Source organism: Streptomyces sp. NPDC038135 (assembly GCF_055601245.1).
The window spans coordinates 18,677-35,555 of the sequence record NZ_JBVJXS010000016.1 but is presented as its reverse complement, the minus strand read 5'-3'; the positions used below and the strand labels follow the sequence as shown (position 1 = coordinate 35,555).

The window sequence follows — 16,879 nt, the reverse complement described above, 5'->3', positions numbered from 1 at the left end:
CTCTCCAGTGGCGCGGATCCCGACGCCCGCCGGACTGAGGGCACGCACCCCCGTACCGCTGGTGCTGGTGCCCCATAGGCCGGTGCCCGATTCCGCGGAGCCGTGGACCCCGACGCCCTGGTTCTCGTCGTTGACACCCAGAACGCCCGCCCCGCCCGACACCTCGCCGTTCGGGCCGCTGTTGCCGGGGCGCCCGCTGCTGCCCACCACACCCGAGCCGGCCGCGCTATCCCCCCAGACACCGAACTTGATGGGCGGATTCTGCTGTCCAGGGTCAAAACCGCTGGGCTGTTCCTGCGCTTGAGGAGGGCCGATCGGTGACATCATTCCTGCCTTCGCTGGCTACTGGTAAGTGATCTGAAAGCAAAAGAGCTTGACCGTGTGCCCAGCTGGCACCGTTGGGAGGTCCACTTGGAGGAAGTGCCGGTGGGTTTGGTTGTTCACTGTCGACTGCTGGGGCGGGACAGCCGGTGCGTTGAAGGAGTTGACCTTGACGATCTCCTCCGCACCCTCCGTGCCCGACACGACGCGTCGGCGCAGAAAGGCCGTCGGCATCACACCGTCCTCCGGTTGACGGCTGCCGGTCATCGTCAGGGACTTGATCTCCACGCCGTGCGGCAGAACGACGTTCATGATGCCGTGGGCCTCCGTGGCAGCCGCCGGCTTCTGCGCAAAGTCGTTCACCATCTCCCAGTGCGTCGGCGCCGCCGGGGTGACGGGTTGGCTGGGCGCCATGATTGGTACGAGGGACAAACACGTCTCGGCCTTCGACATCGCGTTGATCACGAGATTGAGATGGGTGGCGACGGCCGCGAACTCGGCCTCCAGGTTGTGGAATCTGATGTTGAACCCGTTCTCCCCGCCCGCCTGGACGCGGGACTCGTTGTCAATCCAGTCGGTGTGGGAGAAGGCCGGGACGTAGAGGGGAATCACGGTGCACCGTCCTTGTCGGGTCGCGGGAACCGAGGGGTGATCCGGTCGGTCCTGTGGTAGGTCGGGAACGTGTACGCGGGAAGCAGGTCGCTGTCGGCCGGTTCGCCGGACAGCTCGCGCACATGCTCGCGGAGCCGGTCCGTGCGGAACTCCACCCCCACGGGGTGGAACCAGTTAAGAATGTTCAGTACCAGGTCGTAGCTGTCCTTACTTATTGAGGCATCGGCAGCGTCGAGGTCTTGGCGGAGCCGGACTTCGCACTGATAGGGCCACAACTCGCCGCTCGGCAGGTAGTCGGCCCGGATCGTGGCGGCACCGGGCGCGCGGCCCTTCACTTGGTTGACCGGGCTGTCCAGCGACACGGACTCCACCTGGCCGCGCCCGGATGGGGGCAGAGACCAGGTGAGCTCCTCGCCCCCGCCCGCGCCGAGGGGCAGACGGGAGAGCGACTGCGGTGGCTGCGGTGGCGTCCGGCCCAGCGGAGTCGGGTCGGCGATCAGTACAGAAGCCTTGCTCTCGGGTGCGGCAATCAGGCACGGGCGATATGGGGCGCCGCCCGGGGCGGCCGCCACCGCGCGGCAGTCACCGCCGGGCGTCAGCGCCTGGGGTAGCAGCACGTCGATGGCGGTGTCGATCACGTATACCCGCCCGGCGGTCGTGGCGGATCCGGCAGTAGTCACGTACAGGTGGTCGCCGTTCGGAGCGGAGCACAGCGCCAGGGGTACTGCGCCGGCCGGGAAGCCGTCGATGACGGCGACGGGTGTTGTTGACTCGGACGTGTAGACCTGGATGGATCCGGTCTCGCCGTCGGCCGTTCGGGTCAGCAGGGCGATGTACAGCTTGGTCCCGTCCGCTTCGAAAGCGGCGGTCACGGCTTCGGTGTCAGGACCGGTGCCGACGACGTCGCCCTGAAGATCCAGGCCGTCTCGGGCCACGCGGCAGAACCGGCCGCCGTCGAGCAGGACGGCCAGACGGGGGTTCTCGGTGCTTGCCGCGATGCCTCGCGGCACACCCGGAAGCGTCAGGCTGCCGGTCGGCTCCTGCCCCGCCGGGTCGTACGCACGGAGGGTGCTGTCCCCGGCGTAGGCGACGAGGAGTTGGCTGCCGTCCGTGCCCAGGGCAACGGGCCGCGGACCCGCCAGCGCGGCCGCCGCAGGTTCCAGGGTGTCGGGATCGAGTACTGAAACCGCGTTGGAGAGCCGGTGCGCCGTGTAGAGCCGGCCGCCGACGAATGCGAGAGGGCCGGGGAACGGCAGCGTCGGTCGTGAAGAGGTGAGGGTCAGCCGGGGGAAGTCCTCGGGGGAAGATGCTGCCGCGGCGAGGGATATGACCCGGTGGCTTCCCGGGTCGGAGAGGTAGACGCGGGTGCCGTCGGGGGCGAAGCAGGCGTCCTCGGGTGCAACGCGCGGTGTGGCGCCGACGGCGGCGATCTCGTCGACGCGCAGTTCCGTCGGTCCGCTCACCTCGATCTGCTCGCCCTGGGCCACCGCGATCTCCACAGCATTGGCCTCCGGTTGCGGGCCCGTGGGGGCGACCTGGACGAAGTCCACCCCGGTGTCGAAGGCCCGAGCGGACAACTCGCCGCTAGACAAGACCGAATGACGTAGCGTCAGGGCGCGGCCCTGGCCATGCAGGCCGGGAGCCGAAGGATCGTAGGCCTTGAGCACCGTCAGCGTGCCCGACTGGTCGGACAGCTGGATCAGCAGCCGGTCCAAGGCGACGGCTGTGACGTGCTGCATCCGCCGGTTGTTTAGTTCGGTGCCGTAGTCGATGCCGGTATGTGTGCCGAGCAAGTCGTCGGTACGCACGAGCAGGTGACTTTCTCTGAAGCCGTCGGTACGCGGTCCTGCGGCCTCAGTCTGGGTGACGCCGAGCATGCCGGTGCCGCTTACGGACTCGCCGCTCGGCAGCCCGCCCTCGGCGAGACCGATCCGCAGGGCGCGGCTGCAGCTGCGGGTGTGGCCCGCGTGGGTGACCTCGGCCTGAATCGTCATCTCCCCAGCGGCTGCGGCATGCAGGACGGCCGGAACGCCGTGCGCCTCGGTCGAGTCCCAGCCTCCTGGGAGCCGATGGCCGCCACGGTGGTCTAGGTGAGCGTCCTCGCCCGACCGACTCACCGTGGCGTTGCCTGGACCGCACCGGGTCACCGACCAGCGGACCTCGGCCCCGGGCAGCCGACCGGGGTCCGGGTCCAGGCTGATGGTCACGTCCTCAGCAACACGTATGTGTTCGTGCGGCGTTTCGAGGATTATGCGGAAGGCCGGTCCGGGCGCTGCGACGGCACGCACGAGCCCGTCGAGGGTGTGCTGGACCCAGCCGAAACCCGCGGCGTGGGCGTGCACACCGAGTTCGTCCGCTGTCAGCGTGTCGTGACGTAGGAGCAGGGCCCGTCCGACACGGTGCAGGTCGTCGGCCGCCCCGTCATATGCGCGGACCACAGTGAGCGTGCCCGGCCTGTCATCAATCCGATCCAGCAGTGCCTCGAACGGGAGCCGGACACAGAGTTGCATCAGTCTGGTGTCCTCGCCCGCAGCGAAGTCGAGGCGACCTGGTCTGTCGTCATGGCGGCCGAGCCAGCTCGGGTCGAAGTCGGGTTCGTCCTCCGGCGAGCCGACGGCTTCCGCCTCGGATATGCGCTGGTCGCCGTCGGCGGCGATGTTCTGGCCCAGGCAGAGGCGGGCCGGCAGCACCCGCAGGCCGAGGAGACCGACCGCCGGTCGGTCCGCCGCTTCGTCGATCTCGACCGGGGCCGCCGCGTCGAGTGCCTGCTGGAGTGCTTCCGATGTGGGCACCAACCACCGCTGGAACAGACCCAGGCGGATCCGGTAGTGACCGTCGCTTTCCCCGGTCACCGGCTCGAATGAGGTCCGGGCCGTCCGTGAGATCCGTACCTCTTGCAGCAGACCGGCGTACTGCGCGTCGGCCGCCGCCGCGTCCGGCGATTCCCGGCCGAGGCCGAACATCATCGGCTCGTTGTTGGACAGAGCGCCCAACCGGTCGACCCGGCGGCGTGACACATTCTTACCGTCGACGTAGAGCCGCACCACGGTCGATGGCTCGTGCGGAGTCGCAGGCTGGTCAGTGGTCTCGTGTCGTCGTTCCACCACTGCGGCCACATGGTGGAACGCCCCGTCCCCCAAGTCCCGATCGGCGAAGAGCTCCACCTCGGTGGCTCCGTCGGAGACCGACAGACGCAGGTTCCGCTTGACCCCGTGGAAACCGCCGACGGTCAACGACCAGCCGGGAGCGGCAGCAAGGCTGAGCACCGCCCTCTTGGCGATGATCGCCCCGAGCTGGGACGTGCCGCGGTCTGGCCGCACCACTGCCTCGATCGTGAGCGAAGCATCGGGTCCCACCGCGAAGTCCGGGCTGTCCTCCACCGTGATGCCGGCGGAGCCGCTGAACTCGAAGGCCGACGAGAACCGGCCGGTGCGGCCGCTTCGGGCACCGGCGTTGATCCCCGGATGACCGCCGGCACCGAACGCCGCGCCCTCCTCCCGGACTTCCCGCACCTCGGGTTCCTCCTCCGCTTGCGTCACCGTGGGTGGGCGGTCGTTGAGGTGATACAGCGCGATGGTCTGCTCGTCCCAGGTGTGCGGCCTGGGCGGGAAGCGGGGCGCGCCGAGGTCCTGACCGATCAGATCCAGGCTGGCCCCCTTGGCGCTGTGCACGTGGCGCTGGGCGGCCACCTCCTCGGTTCGCCAGGCAAGTTCGTCATAGTCACGGCCGATCGTCCACAGGAGCTTGGCAAGGTTTCCGAGCAGAGCGGTGACCTGCCAGTCCTGTGCCGACTGCGAGGCGGCACCAAGCGGCTGGACCCGGGTCAGCCGCAGCTGATGCGTCCGTTCTGCCGCACGGCCGGGCAGCTCGACGGCCAGCCCGTGACCGGCCGGCCATCCGGCGGGAACCACCACGTCGACGAATTCCTCACCGGCACCGGGCCCACGGGTGAACCAGACACGTACTACGCACGGTTCGCCGCTCGCCCGCTGAGGCGCGAGCACATAGCGCGGCGAGTCAGGCAACCGCCCGTGACGGTCGAGGTACGTCTGAAAGCCGTACTCGGTGTGCAGGGTTCCGTCTGTGTGGGAGAACAGGCGCAGGGTCATCCGCTCCATGCCCCGGTCGTAGGCCGCTGTGAGGCCCTGGCACAGAATCTGGAACATGTCGGTGGTCATCCGGGCGACACCTTGATGTCGATGAGTGGACTGTCGAGGGAAAATCGGGCGATCTCACGCGGCGCGAGGAGCAGGTTCTCGCCCTGCGAGAGCTCCTGCGCGTCACCGAACACGGCTCCGGAGAAGCCGACGTCGTGGCCGAAGGCCGGGGCACAGCGACGCAGCCGAAGGTTTTGAACGTCGACGACGCCCGCGGTCGCCCGCGCTGCCAGCACGATGTCGGAGTGGAGTACCCCGCCGCCGAGGTGCAGCCGGTTCACCGCGGCGTGAACAGCTGTGAGGATGTCGCCCTTGATGGCGTCGGGGTCGTGGCCCGGCTGTATCACCAGGGTGGCCCGGATGCCGATATCGACCTGGTCGGCCGGCTTGATGTTGGGAAAGACCGACACCGGCCGCCACTGCCTGACCATGTCCTGGACGGTGTCGCGGACGAACGGCGGCTCACCATCCGCCTCGCTCCAGGGCCAACCGGGCTCGACCGCCACAATCACGTCGAAGTAGTAGGGAGATCCGGTCTGTCGTTGTGCGGAGAAGACGCGCTGCCCGAAGCGGTAGGTGTTGAAGTGGCTGCGGGAGGCATCCACGCCGCCGAGCGGATCGAAGATCGCCGCGTCCCGCACACCGGGAACGTCCAGCACCTGTGCGAGGACGGCCTCCTGTGTCCACAGCGTGCGAGGGATGCCGAGCAATCGGGCGCGGTACTCGTCGTCGGGTTCCAGCAGTTCGCCGCCGTCGATGGGGTGAGGGTCGGCGATGGTGACGGTCGCTGCCGCCAGATTCAGGTGCACCCGCGCCCATGTGGGCTCCAGCCGCAGGGGACGCCCCGCCTCGAGGTTGCCCCCGCGTCCCCGCTCGACGGTCTGGACACCCACCGCGACCGGTGGTGAGCCGGCCGACAGCCGGACCGATGCCGTCGTGCGCAGCCTGGTCCTGGGCGGCTCGACGGTCTCCACGACGGTGCCCTCCGGCAGGACGAAACGGCGCTCGGGATCCGCCCCGGTGAGCGTCAGGGTGATCTCACCCTCGGCGGGCAGATGGCGCCGCTCCACACCCAGGTCCGTGCCGAGCAGGTCCAGGGCAGCCCCTTGTGCCGTGGTGGCGAAGTTGGCGTAGTACTGCTTCTCCAAGCTCCGCCACAACTCGTGGACGTGGACGGCTGCCGCGTCCAGCACCTTGCGCAGGGCACTGCCCGAGGTGAGGTCGACGTCGGCACCAAACATGGCTCGTGCGCGGGCCTGCTGGTCGGCGACGATACGATCGATCCCCTTGATCACGAAGCCGTCGTCGGTCACACCGAACTGGTCGTCATTCAAGGTGTCCCCCTGACTGGAGTGTTAGCGTGTCGCCATCCACGGTCTCGACGACGGCGACGACGGTGTATGTGCGAGCATCCCGGGTCGCTGCGGCCATCCGCGTCTGGGCGGCGCTGTCGAGGTCCGGACGGAGTTCGAGGAAGCGGCGGTCATCGTCGAAGAAGACCTCACGGACGTCGGTGACACGACGGTCCGCGCTGAGGCAGCGGACGAGTTCCATGCGGATGTATTCCTTGCGCGCGTGGACACTGAGTGCGTAGCGGCCCAGAACGAGGCGGTCGAAGCCGAATCCGGTGTTGAGGGAATCGCTGCCCCGCTGGGTCTCGATAGCCAGCACCAGGGCCTGAGCGAGAGCATCACGGCCCTCGTTCTCGGCCGGGCCGCCGGTGTACGGGTTGATGAGCAGGTCGCCGTCGTCAAGTGCGAGGCCGCGGCCGAGGCTCGGCGCACCGGCACGGGCTTCGGCGGGGACGCCCGGCAGGGGGAAGGCGAGGCCGGGGAAGGTCATTCAGACCGCCTCCAGGACGTGCTGGCCGGGGTCGGCGACCTTCCAAGTGCCCGCGCCGGCGGCGCTAGCGGTGGTGCCTGTCGCGGTGGCGAGCAGGACTGGCCACCCACCGACGGTGAGCTTGGTGGTAAGGCCCGCGGGCAGGGTAGGCGTGGTGGTGCAGGGCGCGGGGCCGGCCGGTGTGGTGGCTGAGCACGGCACAAGCACTCCAGGGGCGCCGGGTGCGAAGCTGACCGGCGCCTCCGTGCCCTGGGCGAGGACGCCCTGGCCGGAGACAGTCAGGTTCGGGCTGCCCGGGCCAAGGAGTCGGCCCTGCCCGCCATGCATGCACTGGATTGTCGCGCCCGCGACGAGGACGAACGGCATCACCTGATCGCCACCTTTCCCTCTTGGACCGTCAAGCTCGCCCCGCCCGCGCTGACGGCCACCTTGCCGTCCGCCACGGTCACCGAGGCCGTCGGCCCGACGTTCAGGTCCACCTCGTTGTCGGCCAGCGTCACTGTGGCCTTCCCTGCGGACACCGTCGCCTTGGCGCCGGTCCCCGCACCGACCGTGACGTTGCCGCTCGCATCTATCCGCACCTGGGTGCCGGAGGAGTGGGTCAGCTGGAACTCCTCTGCCTGGCCCTCTACGGGCCGGGCGCCGACGTCCGTGCAGGCGGAAGTGCCGACGGCTAGTTTTAGGCCGACCGCCTCGACCACACGGCGGCCGTCCTTGGCGGTGAGGTCGTTGGCGCCCTTGCCCTGCGGACGCGGGTCCGGCCCGGGCGTCAGACCGGTGGGCAGGCAGAGCCACCAGTCGCCCTCCTTGGCCTTGGGCCGGTCCATCGCGGGGTCGTTGGTCCAGAGGAATCCGGTAACCACCGAGTCTTCCCGCGCCCCGCGGACATCGTTGAGCAGCGCCCGCATGCCGGGGTAGAGCGGCACCGAAAGGCCCACGCCGTGCCAGGCGAAGGGTGCGGCGAGCGGCTTGTCGGGCAGCACCGGCCCGCCGCCGTCTACCGGCAGGTCGACGCTCGGGGCGACGGCCCTTGGGGCCGCACCCTGCCCGTACCTGAGGTCGGCCATCCGACGGTCGGTCTTGGCCGCGGTCACCTGGCCGACATCGACCGAGGGGGAGGCGGTACGGGCGTCACGGATCCGGCCCGCGATGGCGTCGGCGATCGCGGTCGGGCTGCCCTCGCGGGCCGTCTCGGTGTTCTTCCGGTTGTTGCCATCCTTCGAGAACACGGCCGCGCGGCCGGTGCAGACGTAGCCGTCGCGCGGGGAGAACGCGTGGGTGAGCTGGATGATCCGGTAGCCCTGGAGCGGGTTCTGGTAGCCGTCCACGCTCGCCGCGACCAGTTGGCCGGCCCGCAGTTCTGGCAGGCCGAGGACGGTGAAGTCGAAGGCGGCAACTGAGGTGCTCTCCGGGAGGTCGTCGATGACCCGGTACCGGCCTGCGGTGGTGGCCTGGAGCGGTTCGAACGCCGCCAGCCGGGCCGACGTCCCGCCGGCCCGTACGAACAGCGTGTCCTCGCCGGTGAGCAGTGCCAGTACGGCCGCCGGGTTGGGCGGCGCCTGAAGCGGGCCGACCGGCGGGTGGGTGACGACGGTGCCGAACTGCACGGTGCCGTCCTGGACCAGCAGTTCGGCGCCGTGCCGCTCGGCCAGCTGTGCCAGCAGCGCGAAGGCGTTCGGCCCGTCCAGGTTGATGTTCTGCCGGGCCGAGTTGGGTGTCGCGCCCTTGACGAGCGTGGCACCGGCTTGCTGAACGATTGCCTGGGCCGCCTCCGCCGGGCTGACGTCCTGTCGGGCGAAGTGGGCGAGCCCGGACGCGCTGGTGCCGCCACCGACGTCCGTGGTGCTGAGCAGCTGGAACGAAGCCTCCTCGTAACCGGTGAGCCGCACGCCGGGCGGCGGTAGGTCGCGGGGGACGGCCAGTCCGTTCACCCGGCCCTGCAGGACCACCTTGCGCGAGCCCGGAGACTCCAGGTACCCGAGCGTGATCACGACCGGTAGGGCACCTGCGGGATCGCCGCGCTTGCCGCTGAGCGCCCCGGCCAACTGGCGGTGGGTGGGCGTCGGCAGGGCGGTCAAATCGACCGTGAACGCGCCGAGCTGGCCGAGGGCGTAGCTCACGGTGATCTTGGCGTTGCTCAGGATGGTGCCGCCTGAGACATCGCTGGACACCGTGAGGCCGAGCGTCGGGAACGCCAGCTGATACCAGAGGATCACGCCCATCGCTGCGCCACCCCGATCACGATCTCGGTGCCGAAGTGCCCGCGCCCGTTGAGGTTACCCCGGGCGACCTTCGCGGTGACCAGCCGGATCGCCACCTCTCCCGCGTAGTGGACGAGTTCGGGTTCTGCGACGAGCTTGCGCAGGAACACCGTCCGGGGGACGTGCGGCCCCCGCCGCACCACGCGCAGCACCAGATAGCCAGGTGGTGAGGCAGGAGTGGCGCTCGGGGCGGGCGCGGCGAGGTCGTAGAGCCTCTCCGGCGGGTCCGCCCCGGGCGGATCGAGAGAGGCGTAGAGGCCGAATTCGTAGGCGGTGGCGCCGATCAGGCAGCCGAAGGCCTGCGGCAGGCCTTCGTCAGGCTCGACCGGGAGCCGGCGGAAGTCCAGGGCGGCGGGGCTGGTCATGCCGTGCCTCCCATCTGCCGCTGGACCGGCACCATGTCGCTCACGCTCGGCACGGCGGCGACCCCGGCGGCCAGGGCCAGGTCGAGCGCCTCGCCCAGGACGGCAGTGATGCTTGAGCGGGGGACCTGCTCCAGGGTGACGGCGACGTCGATCGCGTCGCGCTTCTGGTTGGACTGGGTAAAGCGCAGGCTGGTGATCTGCATATCCAGGCTGACGGTCATCCCGCAGACGACCGGCAGCCCGGCCAGGTTCATTGCGGGCGCGACGGCCGGGGCGAGCGCAGGCGAGGTCAGTGCCATCGCCTCCAGACCCTTCTTGAACAGCAGCCGGGTGCGACCGACCAAAACGGCCTCCACCGAGATCGTCCGGGCGGTAGGCGAGACCAGTTGCGCCAGCCGGCTGCCGGAGATCCGGGCCACCTGGTAGCCCTCGTTGAGGGTCAGGCTGGTAACTGTGAACAGTGGGACGGCCCCGATCAGGACGGGGACATTTACGCCGGCGACCATGACGGGCCTACCTCTCCGGTTCCCTCGGGGCGCGGAGCCGCTTCTTCGGGGCCTCCTCCACTGGGGGCTCGACTGTCAGGGGCTCGCTCTGCGCGGCGGGCAACGGATGGGGCTCGGCGAGGCGAACCCCCGGCTCAGGCATGGCGATCCTCGGCCCGACGGCTGCGTGCCGTGGCCGCCGGCCCCGAACCGTCGTGCGGATCCATTCCTGGATGCGGGCCGTCAGCTCCGCGTCGCGGGCCCGCCACCGCGCGATGTCCGCAGCCTCGGTGTAGTAGTTCGGGGCCTTCGTCCACGCCGCCCAGCTCCGCTCGCCCTTGGACGCGTTCGCGGCCGCGTCCATGAGGACGAGGTTGTCCTCCCTGACGGCCAGCTTGTTGCGCTCAACGGCCGTGAGCAGATCGAAGCCGTCCATCTGGGTTATGCGCTCCAGCGAGACGATGTGGTCGACCTCCAGTGCACCGGAGGACCTGCGCAGCGCGCCGACCTGGTCGACCTTGGCACTGATGGCCACCTTTTCGCGTTCCTTCGACAAGTTGAAGACCTGCCGCATCCGTGCGGCCGGCCTGACCCGCGCGGCCACGGCAAGCCGCTCGGCCTCACGCAGCCGCTGCTCCGCCCGCGCAATGGCGCCCTCGGCCAGCGACTCACCGGTCCGTGTAGTCCTGCCCTCCAGCTCGGCGAGTTCAGCGCGCAGCTCGGCGATCCGTTCCGTGTCCCTGGCCCCGCTCGGCGTCTTCGGCCGGGCCCTGAGCTCGGCCATCACCTTGTCCCTCTGCCGAATCAAGGACACCCACTGATTGCTCGCCTCTGCGAGTTCGGCCTCGGCCTTGGTTGGCGGCCGCCAGGCCCGCATGTCGGCCAGCAGCGCTTCGAATGCGCCCGCGCCGCCCGACCGTTCCACGGCGAGCCGGTCGATGTACCGCAGCACCATGGCCTCGTCCATGCCGCTCTGCTGGCCGACCTGGACGATTCGCTTCACTTGCTTGAACGCCGCCGTGAGCTCGGCCCGTTCGACGCCGGTCAGCTTGGTCACGTCGCCCAGGAGCTTCATCATCCGGGCATCCGTGCGCAGCATTTCGAGGGTGCTCACGCCCTTCCTGACCGCGTAGTACATGCCTTTCAAGGGCCCGGCCGGGTCGACCATGAAACTCACGTTGAGCCGGCCCGCGTACTCGCCGATCACGCGCCGGAGGCCCAGCTCGGCCGCCGCGTGCGACTTAAGTGCCTCCCGGAGCTTGGGTTGCAGCCCCTCAACCTCATCGATTTTCGCGATGAGCGTCTGGTACCGGACCGTGGCGCTCTCGGCCTCGGCAGCGGTGGAGAACTCGCGCAGCGGTTTCTCGAGCAACGCGAGGCCCTTGGCCGCGCCTTTCAGCAGCTGGACCGCCGTCATGCCGAGGTCCAGGGCCGCCCCCGCCACGGCGACAACGACCCAGAACAGCGACGGTTCGTCCTTGATGAACGACAGTCGGTGCTCGGCGAACGCCCGCTGGTACTCCGCGATAGCCTCCGACGCCTGGTAGACGGCGAGTCCGGAGCCCGCGATCAAGGCGCCCGCAGCCACCCATCCGCCGAAAGGAACAAGGGCGGCGAGGAGGAGGGCGAGGAGGCCTTGGGCCAACTCGGAAAACATATGGGCTTCGCGCACGGCCCTGACGTGGTCGTCGACGATCCACGCATAGATCGTCTCGTTACCTACGCCCTGGTTGCGCTTTGTCGCCTCCACCAGCTTCGGCAGGCTGAAGACGCGCTCGGCGTCCTCCGCGAACTCCTGCCGGACCTTGGCTGTGTCGGCCTGCCGCTCCTCGACCAAACCAAGCAGGTACGTTCGGGCGGCCGATGCGTCGAGCAGGGCGAGTCGCGCCACATCGGTGCCCCGACCCAGCTTTTCCGGATCAACGAGCGGGTCGCCAGCGGCTCCGGCCACTACGGCCCGGCCGGCGGCGGCGCGGAGGGCGTCGGCTTCGGCCAGGTATCGGGTCGCCGCCTCGGGATCGCCGCTTGCGAGGAACGCCTTCGGGGCGGCCTCCTCCTTCCGGGCGGCGGCCTCCAGGTCGGCGCGTGCGGTCGTACTGGCGATGCGGGCGACCATCGTCTCGACGTAGCCGGGGGTCTGCAGCTTGCGCCGTTCCTCGTACAGCAGGTGGTCGTAGCGCGCCAGGAGGTCCAGTCCGAGCATGACCGCCTCGGCTCGGAACCGCAGCCGGTAGGCCTCAATCGCGTCGCGGAGCGCCTGTTCATCGGCGAATCCGTGCCTCTTGAGGGCCGCGTCGAAGCGGGCGGCCGCGTAACTCAGTTCGTCCAATTGGCGGGGACCGAGGGAGCGGCCGGCACGGGCTACCCGCTCTCTGGCCAGGCCTGTAGCTTGCCACAGTTGGTAGAGGTCCTCGCACAAGAACAGCGAGGCGGCTGCGGCCTCGGTCCGTGCGGCCCCGACCTCACGCTCCTGTTCGGCCAGCAGATACCGGTCGATCGAGGCGTCCAGTTCGGCAGAGCTCGTCGCCTCCGCGGCGACCTTGCTTAGGTAGTCGCTGCGTTGGGCCGGCGTGAGCTCACTGACTTTTCGTACGAGCCGCAGCACGGTCTCAAGGTCCGCGGGATCCAGCGACCGGTCTCCGGCGAAGACGATCCGCCTGATGTCCTCGGGCAGGGCCGCGAGCGTGCGCCGCATCAAGTGCTCGGCGGCGGCGTCGGCCCGCAGCCCGCGCCAGCGGGCGCGCCGGGCCGCGTCATCTGGTCCGGTTCCGAGCTTTGTCCCCGGTGGCAGTCGGCTCTCACGCCAGAAGCGTGCGTCCGCCTCGGCGTTTATCTGCTCTTGCTCGGCCTCGGGCAGGGCCTCGATCGCGGCCTGGGTGACATCGTTGATGTACAGCACCACGTAACCGGGGTAGCCGGGCCGTCCGACCTCCTCGGCTGACACCGATCGTTCGCTGGTCCAGTGCCACCAGAGCATCCGCCGGTCGACTTCCGCCTCGCTTGTCGCCTGGTAGTACTGGCGGACGAACTCGCGCAACAGCTCGGGTGGTTCCATGGCCCGGCTCACCTGCACCCGGAACGGCTGTCGGATGTCTCCACGCGTGGGCGGGGCCGAGGAGGTCCGAGTGGCCCGTGTATGGCGCCGCGTGGGGGGCGGTCCCAGGCCCGCGGTCGGGCGCCGTAGGTCGGAGCGGGGCGGTGTGTCGGCCGACGACCGTAGCACGACGGGTAGAGCCGGGGCCTTGGGAGACGTGGTGGCGGCTTCCGCTGCATCCTCCGACAGCGGTGGTCCCAGGCCCGCGGTCGGGCGCCGTAGGTCGGAGCGGGGCGGTGTGTCGGCCGACGACCGTAGCACGACGGGTAGAGCCGGGGCCTTGGGAGACGTGGTGGCGGCTTCCGCTGCATCCTCCGACAGACCGAACGCGACCAGGGGGCCACCGCCGGGCACGGCGGCCGGCGCGCTCGAAGCGCCGGCCGGGAGCGAGCTCGCCTCGACCGGCGAACCGTCCGGAGCCCGCAGCGCGTCCGTCCCCAGTCGGGCCACCGCCCGCGCCACCGCGCGAAGTAGCACCCGTTCCAGATCGCGGGCCAGCTCCGGCGTTGGCTGTGTTGGTCCGGGGTCGAGGACGATGGACTCTGGCAGCTGCGGCCGGATCCTCGGCCGTGCGCCGACGTGCACAGCGTTCATGGCGCGGAACCGCACGGCGAGTGCCTCCTCGACCGCCCGGCCGAGGTCAGCCAGCCCGGCGACCGACGGGTCGCCCGTGATCGTCACGGTAATCGGGAACTCGCACGTGATCCGCGCCATGCGATCCACCTTCCTCACTCGGGCCCGGGGTCAACTCAGTGCCCGGTACAAGGCGTTCCAGATACTGGTGATGACGTCCGAGCTCACCCCGGTCGCGCCGTCCGCCACCGTCACATGGATCGGGAAGACATAGCGCACCTCCGTCCCAGGAAGGGCGGCTGGCGGCGCCGCCGAGCCGGGCACCGGCACCTCCAGGTCTCCCGCGTCCACTTCGTCCGGCCCGGGACGCTCGACGGCCTGGGTGGCGTCTTGTTCCGGGGTTCCGTTCAGGTTCTCGTCCACCCTCGGATTCTCCGTTCGCCGATCAGGCCGCGCCGGTCGGGGCGGCCTGCAGGCAGATGCAGTTGAAAGTGGTGGTGGGGACCCCGTCGATGACGATGGTGCTGGCGACAGACGTGACGTAGCAGTCGTGGAAAGCGATCGTCTTGAACGTCCAGTCCGTTCCTTTCGCCTCCTGCACGCCGATGCTGAAACCGGTGTGTTCCAGCGCCATCGTGGTCAGCTTTGCCACGACCGGCCCGATCGCCTTGACCGCCATGGTGAAGGTGAAGGCCTCCGGCTGGACGACGAAGGCCACATTGTCGGCCTCCAACGAATGCAGCGGCTGGACTGGAACGTTGAAGGTCGGGTTGAAGGAGTCGATCGGTGTCACCGGAGCGCCGTCCAGCATCACCGTCAGCCTGGTGTCCCACTTAAGGCCGTCCGGCATGTCGTCTCAACCTCTCTCGCTCAGGTGAAAACCAGGTCGATCTTGAGCCGATGGATGGCACCTGCGTAGACGACTGCGATCGTCATGTCGACCTGGCGTGTGCTGCGGGCGGTCTTCAGCTGCTCCTCCTCTGCGGCGGACAGCTGTGCCGGGTCCTTATCGAAGAGCGTCAGCAGATCGATCTGGACGCTGAACTCGTCGATCACTCCTTGCGACCTGACGGGCGTGAGCACCGATTCCACCAGCGTTACGACGGAACGCAGGCCAACCCGGCTGATCCGCAGATTGCCGATGGCCTGGATCAGTGCTGCCTTGATACGGAAGTTGATGTCGTCGAGGGTTCGGACGACGTCGATGTACTTCTTGTTGTGACTGGCGTCGGCGGTGTAGCCCTCGCCCAGATAGAGGGCACGGCCGGGAAGCAGAGCTGGACTCGTGATCCAGTTGATGCCGTTGTCGTTGTACTGGCTGATCTCGCTGTCGTCGAACATCGTGGTCATCTCAATACTGATCGGCTTGAGCAGCATCGAGATGTGCGGCGGGTAGCCGGCGATGACCCCGGCGGCGGCCGCGGCCACATCGTCCGGAGACCGATGGGCTATCAGCACCATCCGCTCGCTCTGCACCGCACCGGTGCGCAGTCCGACCGCATCCTCAGCGGTCAGGGAACGGTCGAGCATGGCGACCCCGATGCGTTCCTTGCCGTCGCCGGCGACCGTCGACACGTGTTTTGCCAGTTTGCCGACGGTGTCGGCATTGCCCGCATTGAGGGGAACATTTGCGAGCAGCACGATCTGAACGTTGTACTTCTCCACCATCGCGAGGGCCGGTGACCACCCCGGCTCATCGGAGTCGACTTGCACGCCCCAGACCGTCGTGGGGGGCGGCACCTGACGGAACGCGGTGCGGATGGCTCTGAGAAGGTCGTTGTCACGCTCCTCCGTCACCTTGTCACCCGTGACATGACTGCTTGTCAGTGCCGTGTCGAGCGTGAGTCTGAAGTTGCCCGCGTCCGCCACCGCCTCCGTCACCGTGCGGACCTCCGAGGTCCGTCCCGAGCCGATGCGTACGATGGTCCCCGCAGGGACGGCCGGGGCCGCGACGGTCGCGGCGGTGTCGCCGACCGCTGCTTCGGCTGCCAGGACGGAGGCTCCTTGCGGAAATGCTGCGGCTGCCGCCGAAGGCGACGTGAAGTCGAGGGGGTGGTCGGCGCGCGAGGTGCCGAAGCCTCCTTTGCCGATGATCGCGATGTCGCCGTATGCCCGGACGGCGGGCGTGAACAGATTGCTGACGGGCGTGACGTCGATGTATTTGACGGGCATCGACTGCTCCTTACGTGCTGCGTGACGATCGGTCGGTCGGCGTACCTGTTGCCTCACCCCGTCACGGGAGGCTCACCGGTTTCGCCACGAGGTCTCATGCGGTTTCCTCGAACGCGGCCACGAAGCCCTCGGCGGCCAGCAGGTCTGAGATCTGCTGCGCGGTCCCCGAGGCGGTATCAGACGGGAGCAGAGCGGTGGGAAAGACCGCAAGCCACGCGCTGGCGGCAAGCAGAGCCCCGCCGTCGTACTCGTCGGGCCGAGGGTGCACCGCGTCCAGCGCCCTCCTGCACAAGACCAGCCGGCGCAGCGCGGCACCGAGGTCCAGCTCGGGCATGAACAACACGGAGACGCGGAGACGGTAGGTGCGGCCCGGGTCGGCCGGATCGAAGGGGGGAGGGTCCGCGTAGTGCATCCGGTACAGCCGAAGGAACTGAGCCTGGAGCGCGGCGAAGTCGGAGGCCCCGGCTCGGCGCATCAGCTCTTTAAGGTCCAAAAAGTCGAACCGTGCGACGAACTCCTCCTCGGAGAGTGCAGAAACATCCTCATCGGCGAGCGTGTCGAGGGCGCCGGACGTCAGCGCGACTCGGGCAGTGACGACGGCATCCACGGACATGTCGATCCAGTCGGGCGGTGTTACCGCCGGGACCTCCAGCACGGCCCTCGCCTGCGCCATGTCTGGCGGGAGCTTCTCCCAGTTGCCGCGAACCGTCAGGGGCGCGCTCACGGGCACCTGGAAACTCGTCCCGTCGATGTCGACGGAGTCCACGAACCGGACTTCCACGGTACTCGGCTCGTACACGGCATTCAGAAGGAGTCGCACCCGGTTCCGGTTGGGATCGTCCTGCGGTACCAGAAGGCTCGCCACTCGCTCGTGATTCGCATAGCGGAGCATGAGTTGGTCGGTGAAGCCGCGCATCACTCCTCCTGGCGGCCTGGAGATGCAACATCGGTTCTCAGGGTCCGGAACGCGAGGCCAGGACACTGCTGACGCGGACGT

12 protein-coding genes and 1 pseudogene are annotated in these 16,879 nt (G+C 69.0%); all 13 read right to left on the bottom strand.

Going from position 1 to position 16,879, the window contains the following annotated elements; all coding sequences use genetic code 11:
- Positions 1 to 327: pseudogene (locus ACZ7JA_RS35270) on the bottom strand (hypothetical protein); the annotation flags it as partial.
- A gap of 15 nt (positions 328 to 342) precedes the next feature.
- Entirely contained in the window at positions 343 to 933 is a 591-nt protein-coding gene (locus ACZ7JA_RS35265; RefSeq protein WP_470812470.1) for a hypothetical protein, read from the bottom strand.
- Complete coding sequence (locus tag ACZ7JA_RS35260) at positions 930 to 5,111, bottom strand: LamG-like jellyroll fold domain-containing protein (protein WP_470812468.1); 4,182 nt, start codon at positions 5,109 to 5,111, stop codon at positions 930 to 932. Before ACZ7JA_RS35260 ends, ACZ7JA_RS35265 begins: the two co-directional genes overlap by 4 nt.
- A complete protein-coding gene (locus ACZ7JA_RS35255; protein WP_470812466.1) occupies positions 5,108 to 6,424 on the bottom strand; it encodes a baseplate J/gp47 family protein in 1,317 nt (438 codons plus the stop codon). The genes ACZ7JA_RS35260 and ACZ7JA_RS35255 overlap by 4 nt, the downstream gene beginning before the upstream one ends.
- Positions 6,417 to 6,932 carry a hypothetical protein gene (locus ACZ7JA_RS35250; RefSeq protein WP_470812464.1) on the bottom strand — a complete coding sequence of 172 codons (516 nt, stop codon included), beginning with the start codon at positions 6,930 to 6,932 and terminating at the stop codon, positions 6,417 to 6,419. Before ACZ7JA_RS35250 ends, ACZ7JA_RS35255 begins: the two co-directional genes overlap by 8 nt.
- 365 nt (positions 6,933 to 7,297) lie before the next feature.
- Positions 7,298 to 9,154, bottom strand: a complete 1,857-nt coding sequence (locus ACZ7JA_RS35245) for a hypothetical protein (RefSeq protein ID WP_470812462.1) — start codon at positions 9,152 to 9,154, stop codon at positions 7,298 to 7,300.
- Positions 9,145 to 9,558 (bottom strand): hypothetical protein, encoded by a 414-nt coding sequence (locus ACZ7JA_RS35240; RefSeq protein ID WP_470812459.1) that lies wholly within the window; start codon positions 9,556 to 9,558, stop codon positions 9,145 to 9,147. The genes ACZ7JA_RS35245 and ACZ7JA_RS35240 overlap by 10 nt, the downstream gene beginning before the upstream one ends.
- Positions 9,555 to 10,064 (bottom strand): hypothetical protein, encoded by a 510-nt coding sequence (locus ACZ7JA_RS35235; protein ID WP_470812457.1) that lies wholly within the window; start codon positions 10,062 to 10,064, stop codon positions 9,555 to 9,557. Before ACZ7JA_RS35235 ends, ACZ7JA_RS35240 begins: the two co-directional genes overlap by 4 nt.
- 7 nt (positions 10,065 to 10,071) lie before the next feature.
- Complete coding sequence (locus tag ACZ7JA_RS35230) at positions 10,072 to 13,098, bottom strand: hypothetical protein (RefSeq protein ID WP_470812455.1); 3,027 nt, start codon at positions 13,096 to 13,098, stop codon at positions 10,072 to 10,074.
- A 783-nt stretch (positions 13,099 to 13,881) separates the two neighbouring features.
- Positions 13,882 to 14,133, bottom strand: coding sequence for a hypothetical protein (locus ACZ7JA_RS35225; protein ID WP_470812453.1), 252 nt, complete (start codon positions 14,131 to 14,133; stop codon positions 13,882 to 13,884).
- 22 nt (positions 14,134 to 14,155) lie between these two features.
- On the bottom strand, positions 14,156 to 14,560 hold the full coding sequence (locus ACZ7JA_RS35220; protein WP_470812451.1) for a hypothetical protein: 405 nt from the start codon (positions 14,558 to 14,560) through the stop codon (positions 14,156 to 14,158).
- Positions 14,561 to 14,580: 20 nt separating this feature from the next.
- A complete protein-coding gene (locus ACZ7JA_RS35215) occupies positions 14,581 to 15,882 on the bottom strand; it encodes a hypothetical protein (protein ID WP_470812449.1) in 1,302 nt (433 codons plus the stop codon).
- 94 nt (positions 15,883 to 15,976) lie between these two features.
- Positions 15,977 to 16,798 carry a hypothetical protein gene (locus ACZ7JA_RS35210; RefSeq protein ID WP_470812447.1) on the bottom strand — a complete coding sequence of 274 codons (822 nt, stop codon included), beginning with the start codon at positions 16,796 to 16,798 and terminating at the stop codon, positions 15,977 to 15,979.
- Between the last annotated feature and the right edge of the window lie 81 nt (positions 16,799 to 16,879).

Bases quoted from the DNA above. Each gene is read 5' to 3' on its own strand.
- ACZ7JA_RS35215 (WP_470812449.1), bottom strand. From the start codon at position 15,882: ATGCCCGTCAAATACATCGACGTCACGCCCGTCAGCAATCTGTTCACG.
- ACZ7JA_RS35220 (WP_470812451.1), bottom strand. From the start codon at position 14,560: ATGCCGGACGGCCTTAAGTGGGACACCAGGCTGACGGTGATGCTGGAC.
- ACZ7JA_RS35230 (WP_470812455.1), bottom strand. From the start codon at position 13,098: ATGGAACCACCCGAGCTGTTGCGCGAGTTCGTCCGCCAGTACTACCAG.
- ACZ7JA_RS35245 (WP_470812462.1), bottom strand. From the start codon at position 9,154: ATGGGCGTGATCCTCTGGTATCAGCTGGCGTTCCCGACGCTCGGCCTC.
- ACZ7JA_RS35240 (WP_470812459.1), bottom strand. From the start codon at position 9,558: ATGACCAGCCCCGCCGCCCTGGACTTCCGCCGGCTCCCGGTCGAGCCT.
- ACZ7JA_RS35250 (WP_470812464.1), bottom strand. From the start codon at position 6,932: ATGACCTTCCCCGGCCTCGCCTTCCCCCTGCCGGGCGTCCCCGCCGAA.
- ACZ7JA_RS35260 (WP_470812468.1), bottom strand. From the start codon at position 5,111: ATGACCACCGACATGTTCCAGATTCTGTGCCAGGGCCTCACAGCGGCC.
- ACZ7JA_RS35235 (WP_470812457.1), bottom strand. From the start codon at position 10,064: ATGGTCGCCGGCGTAAATGTCCCCGTCCTGATCGGGGCCGTCCCACTG.
- ACZ7JA_RS35210 (WP_470812447.1), bottom strand. From the start codon at position 16,798: ATGCGCGGCTTCACCGACCAACTCATGCTCCGCTATGCGAATCACGAG.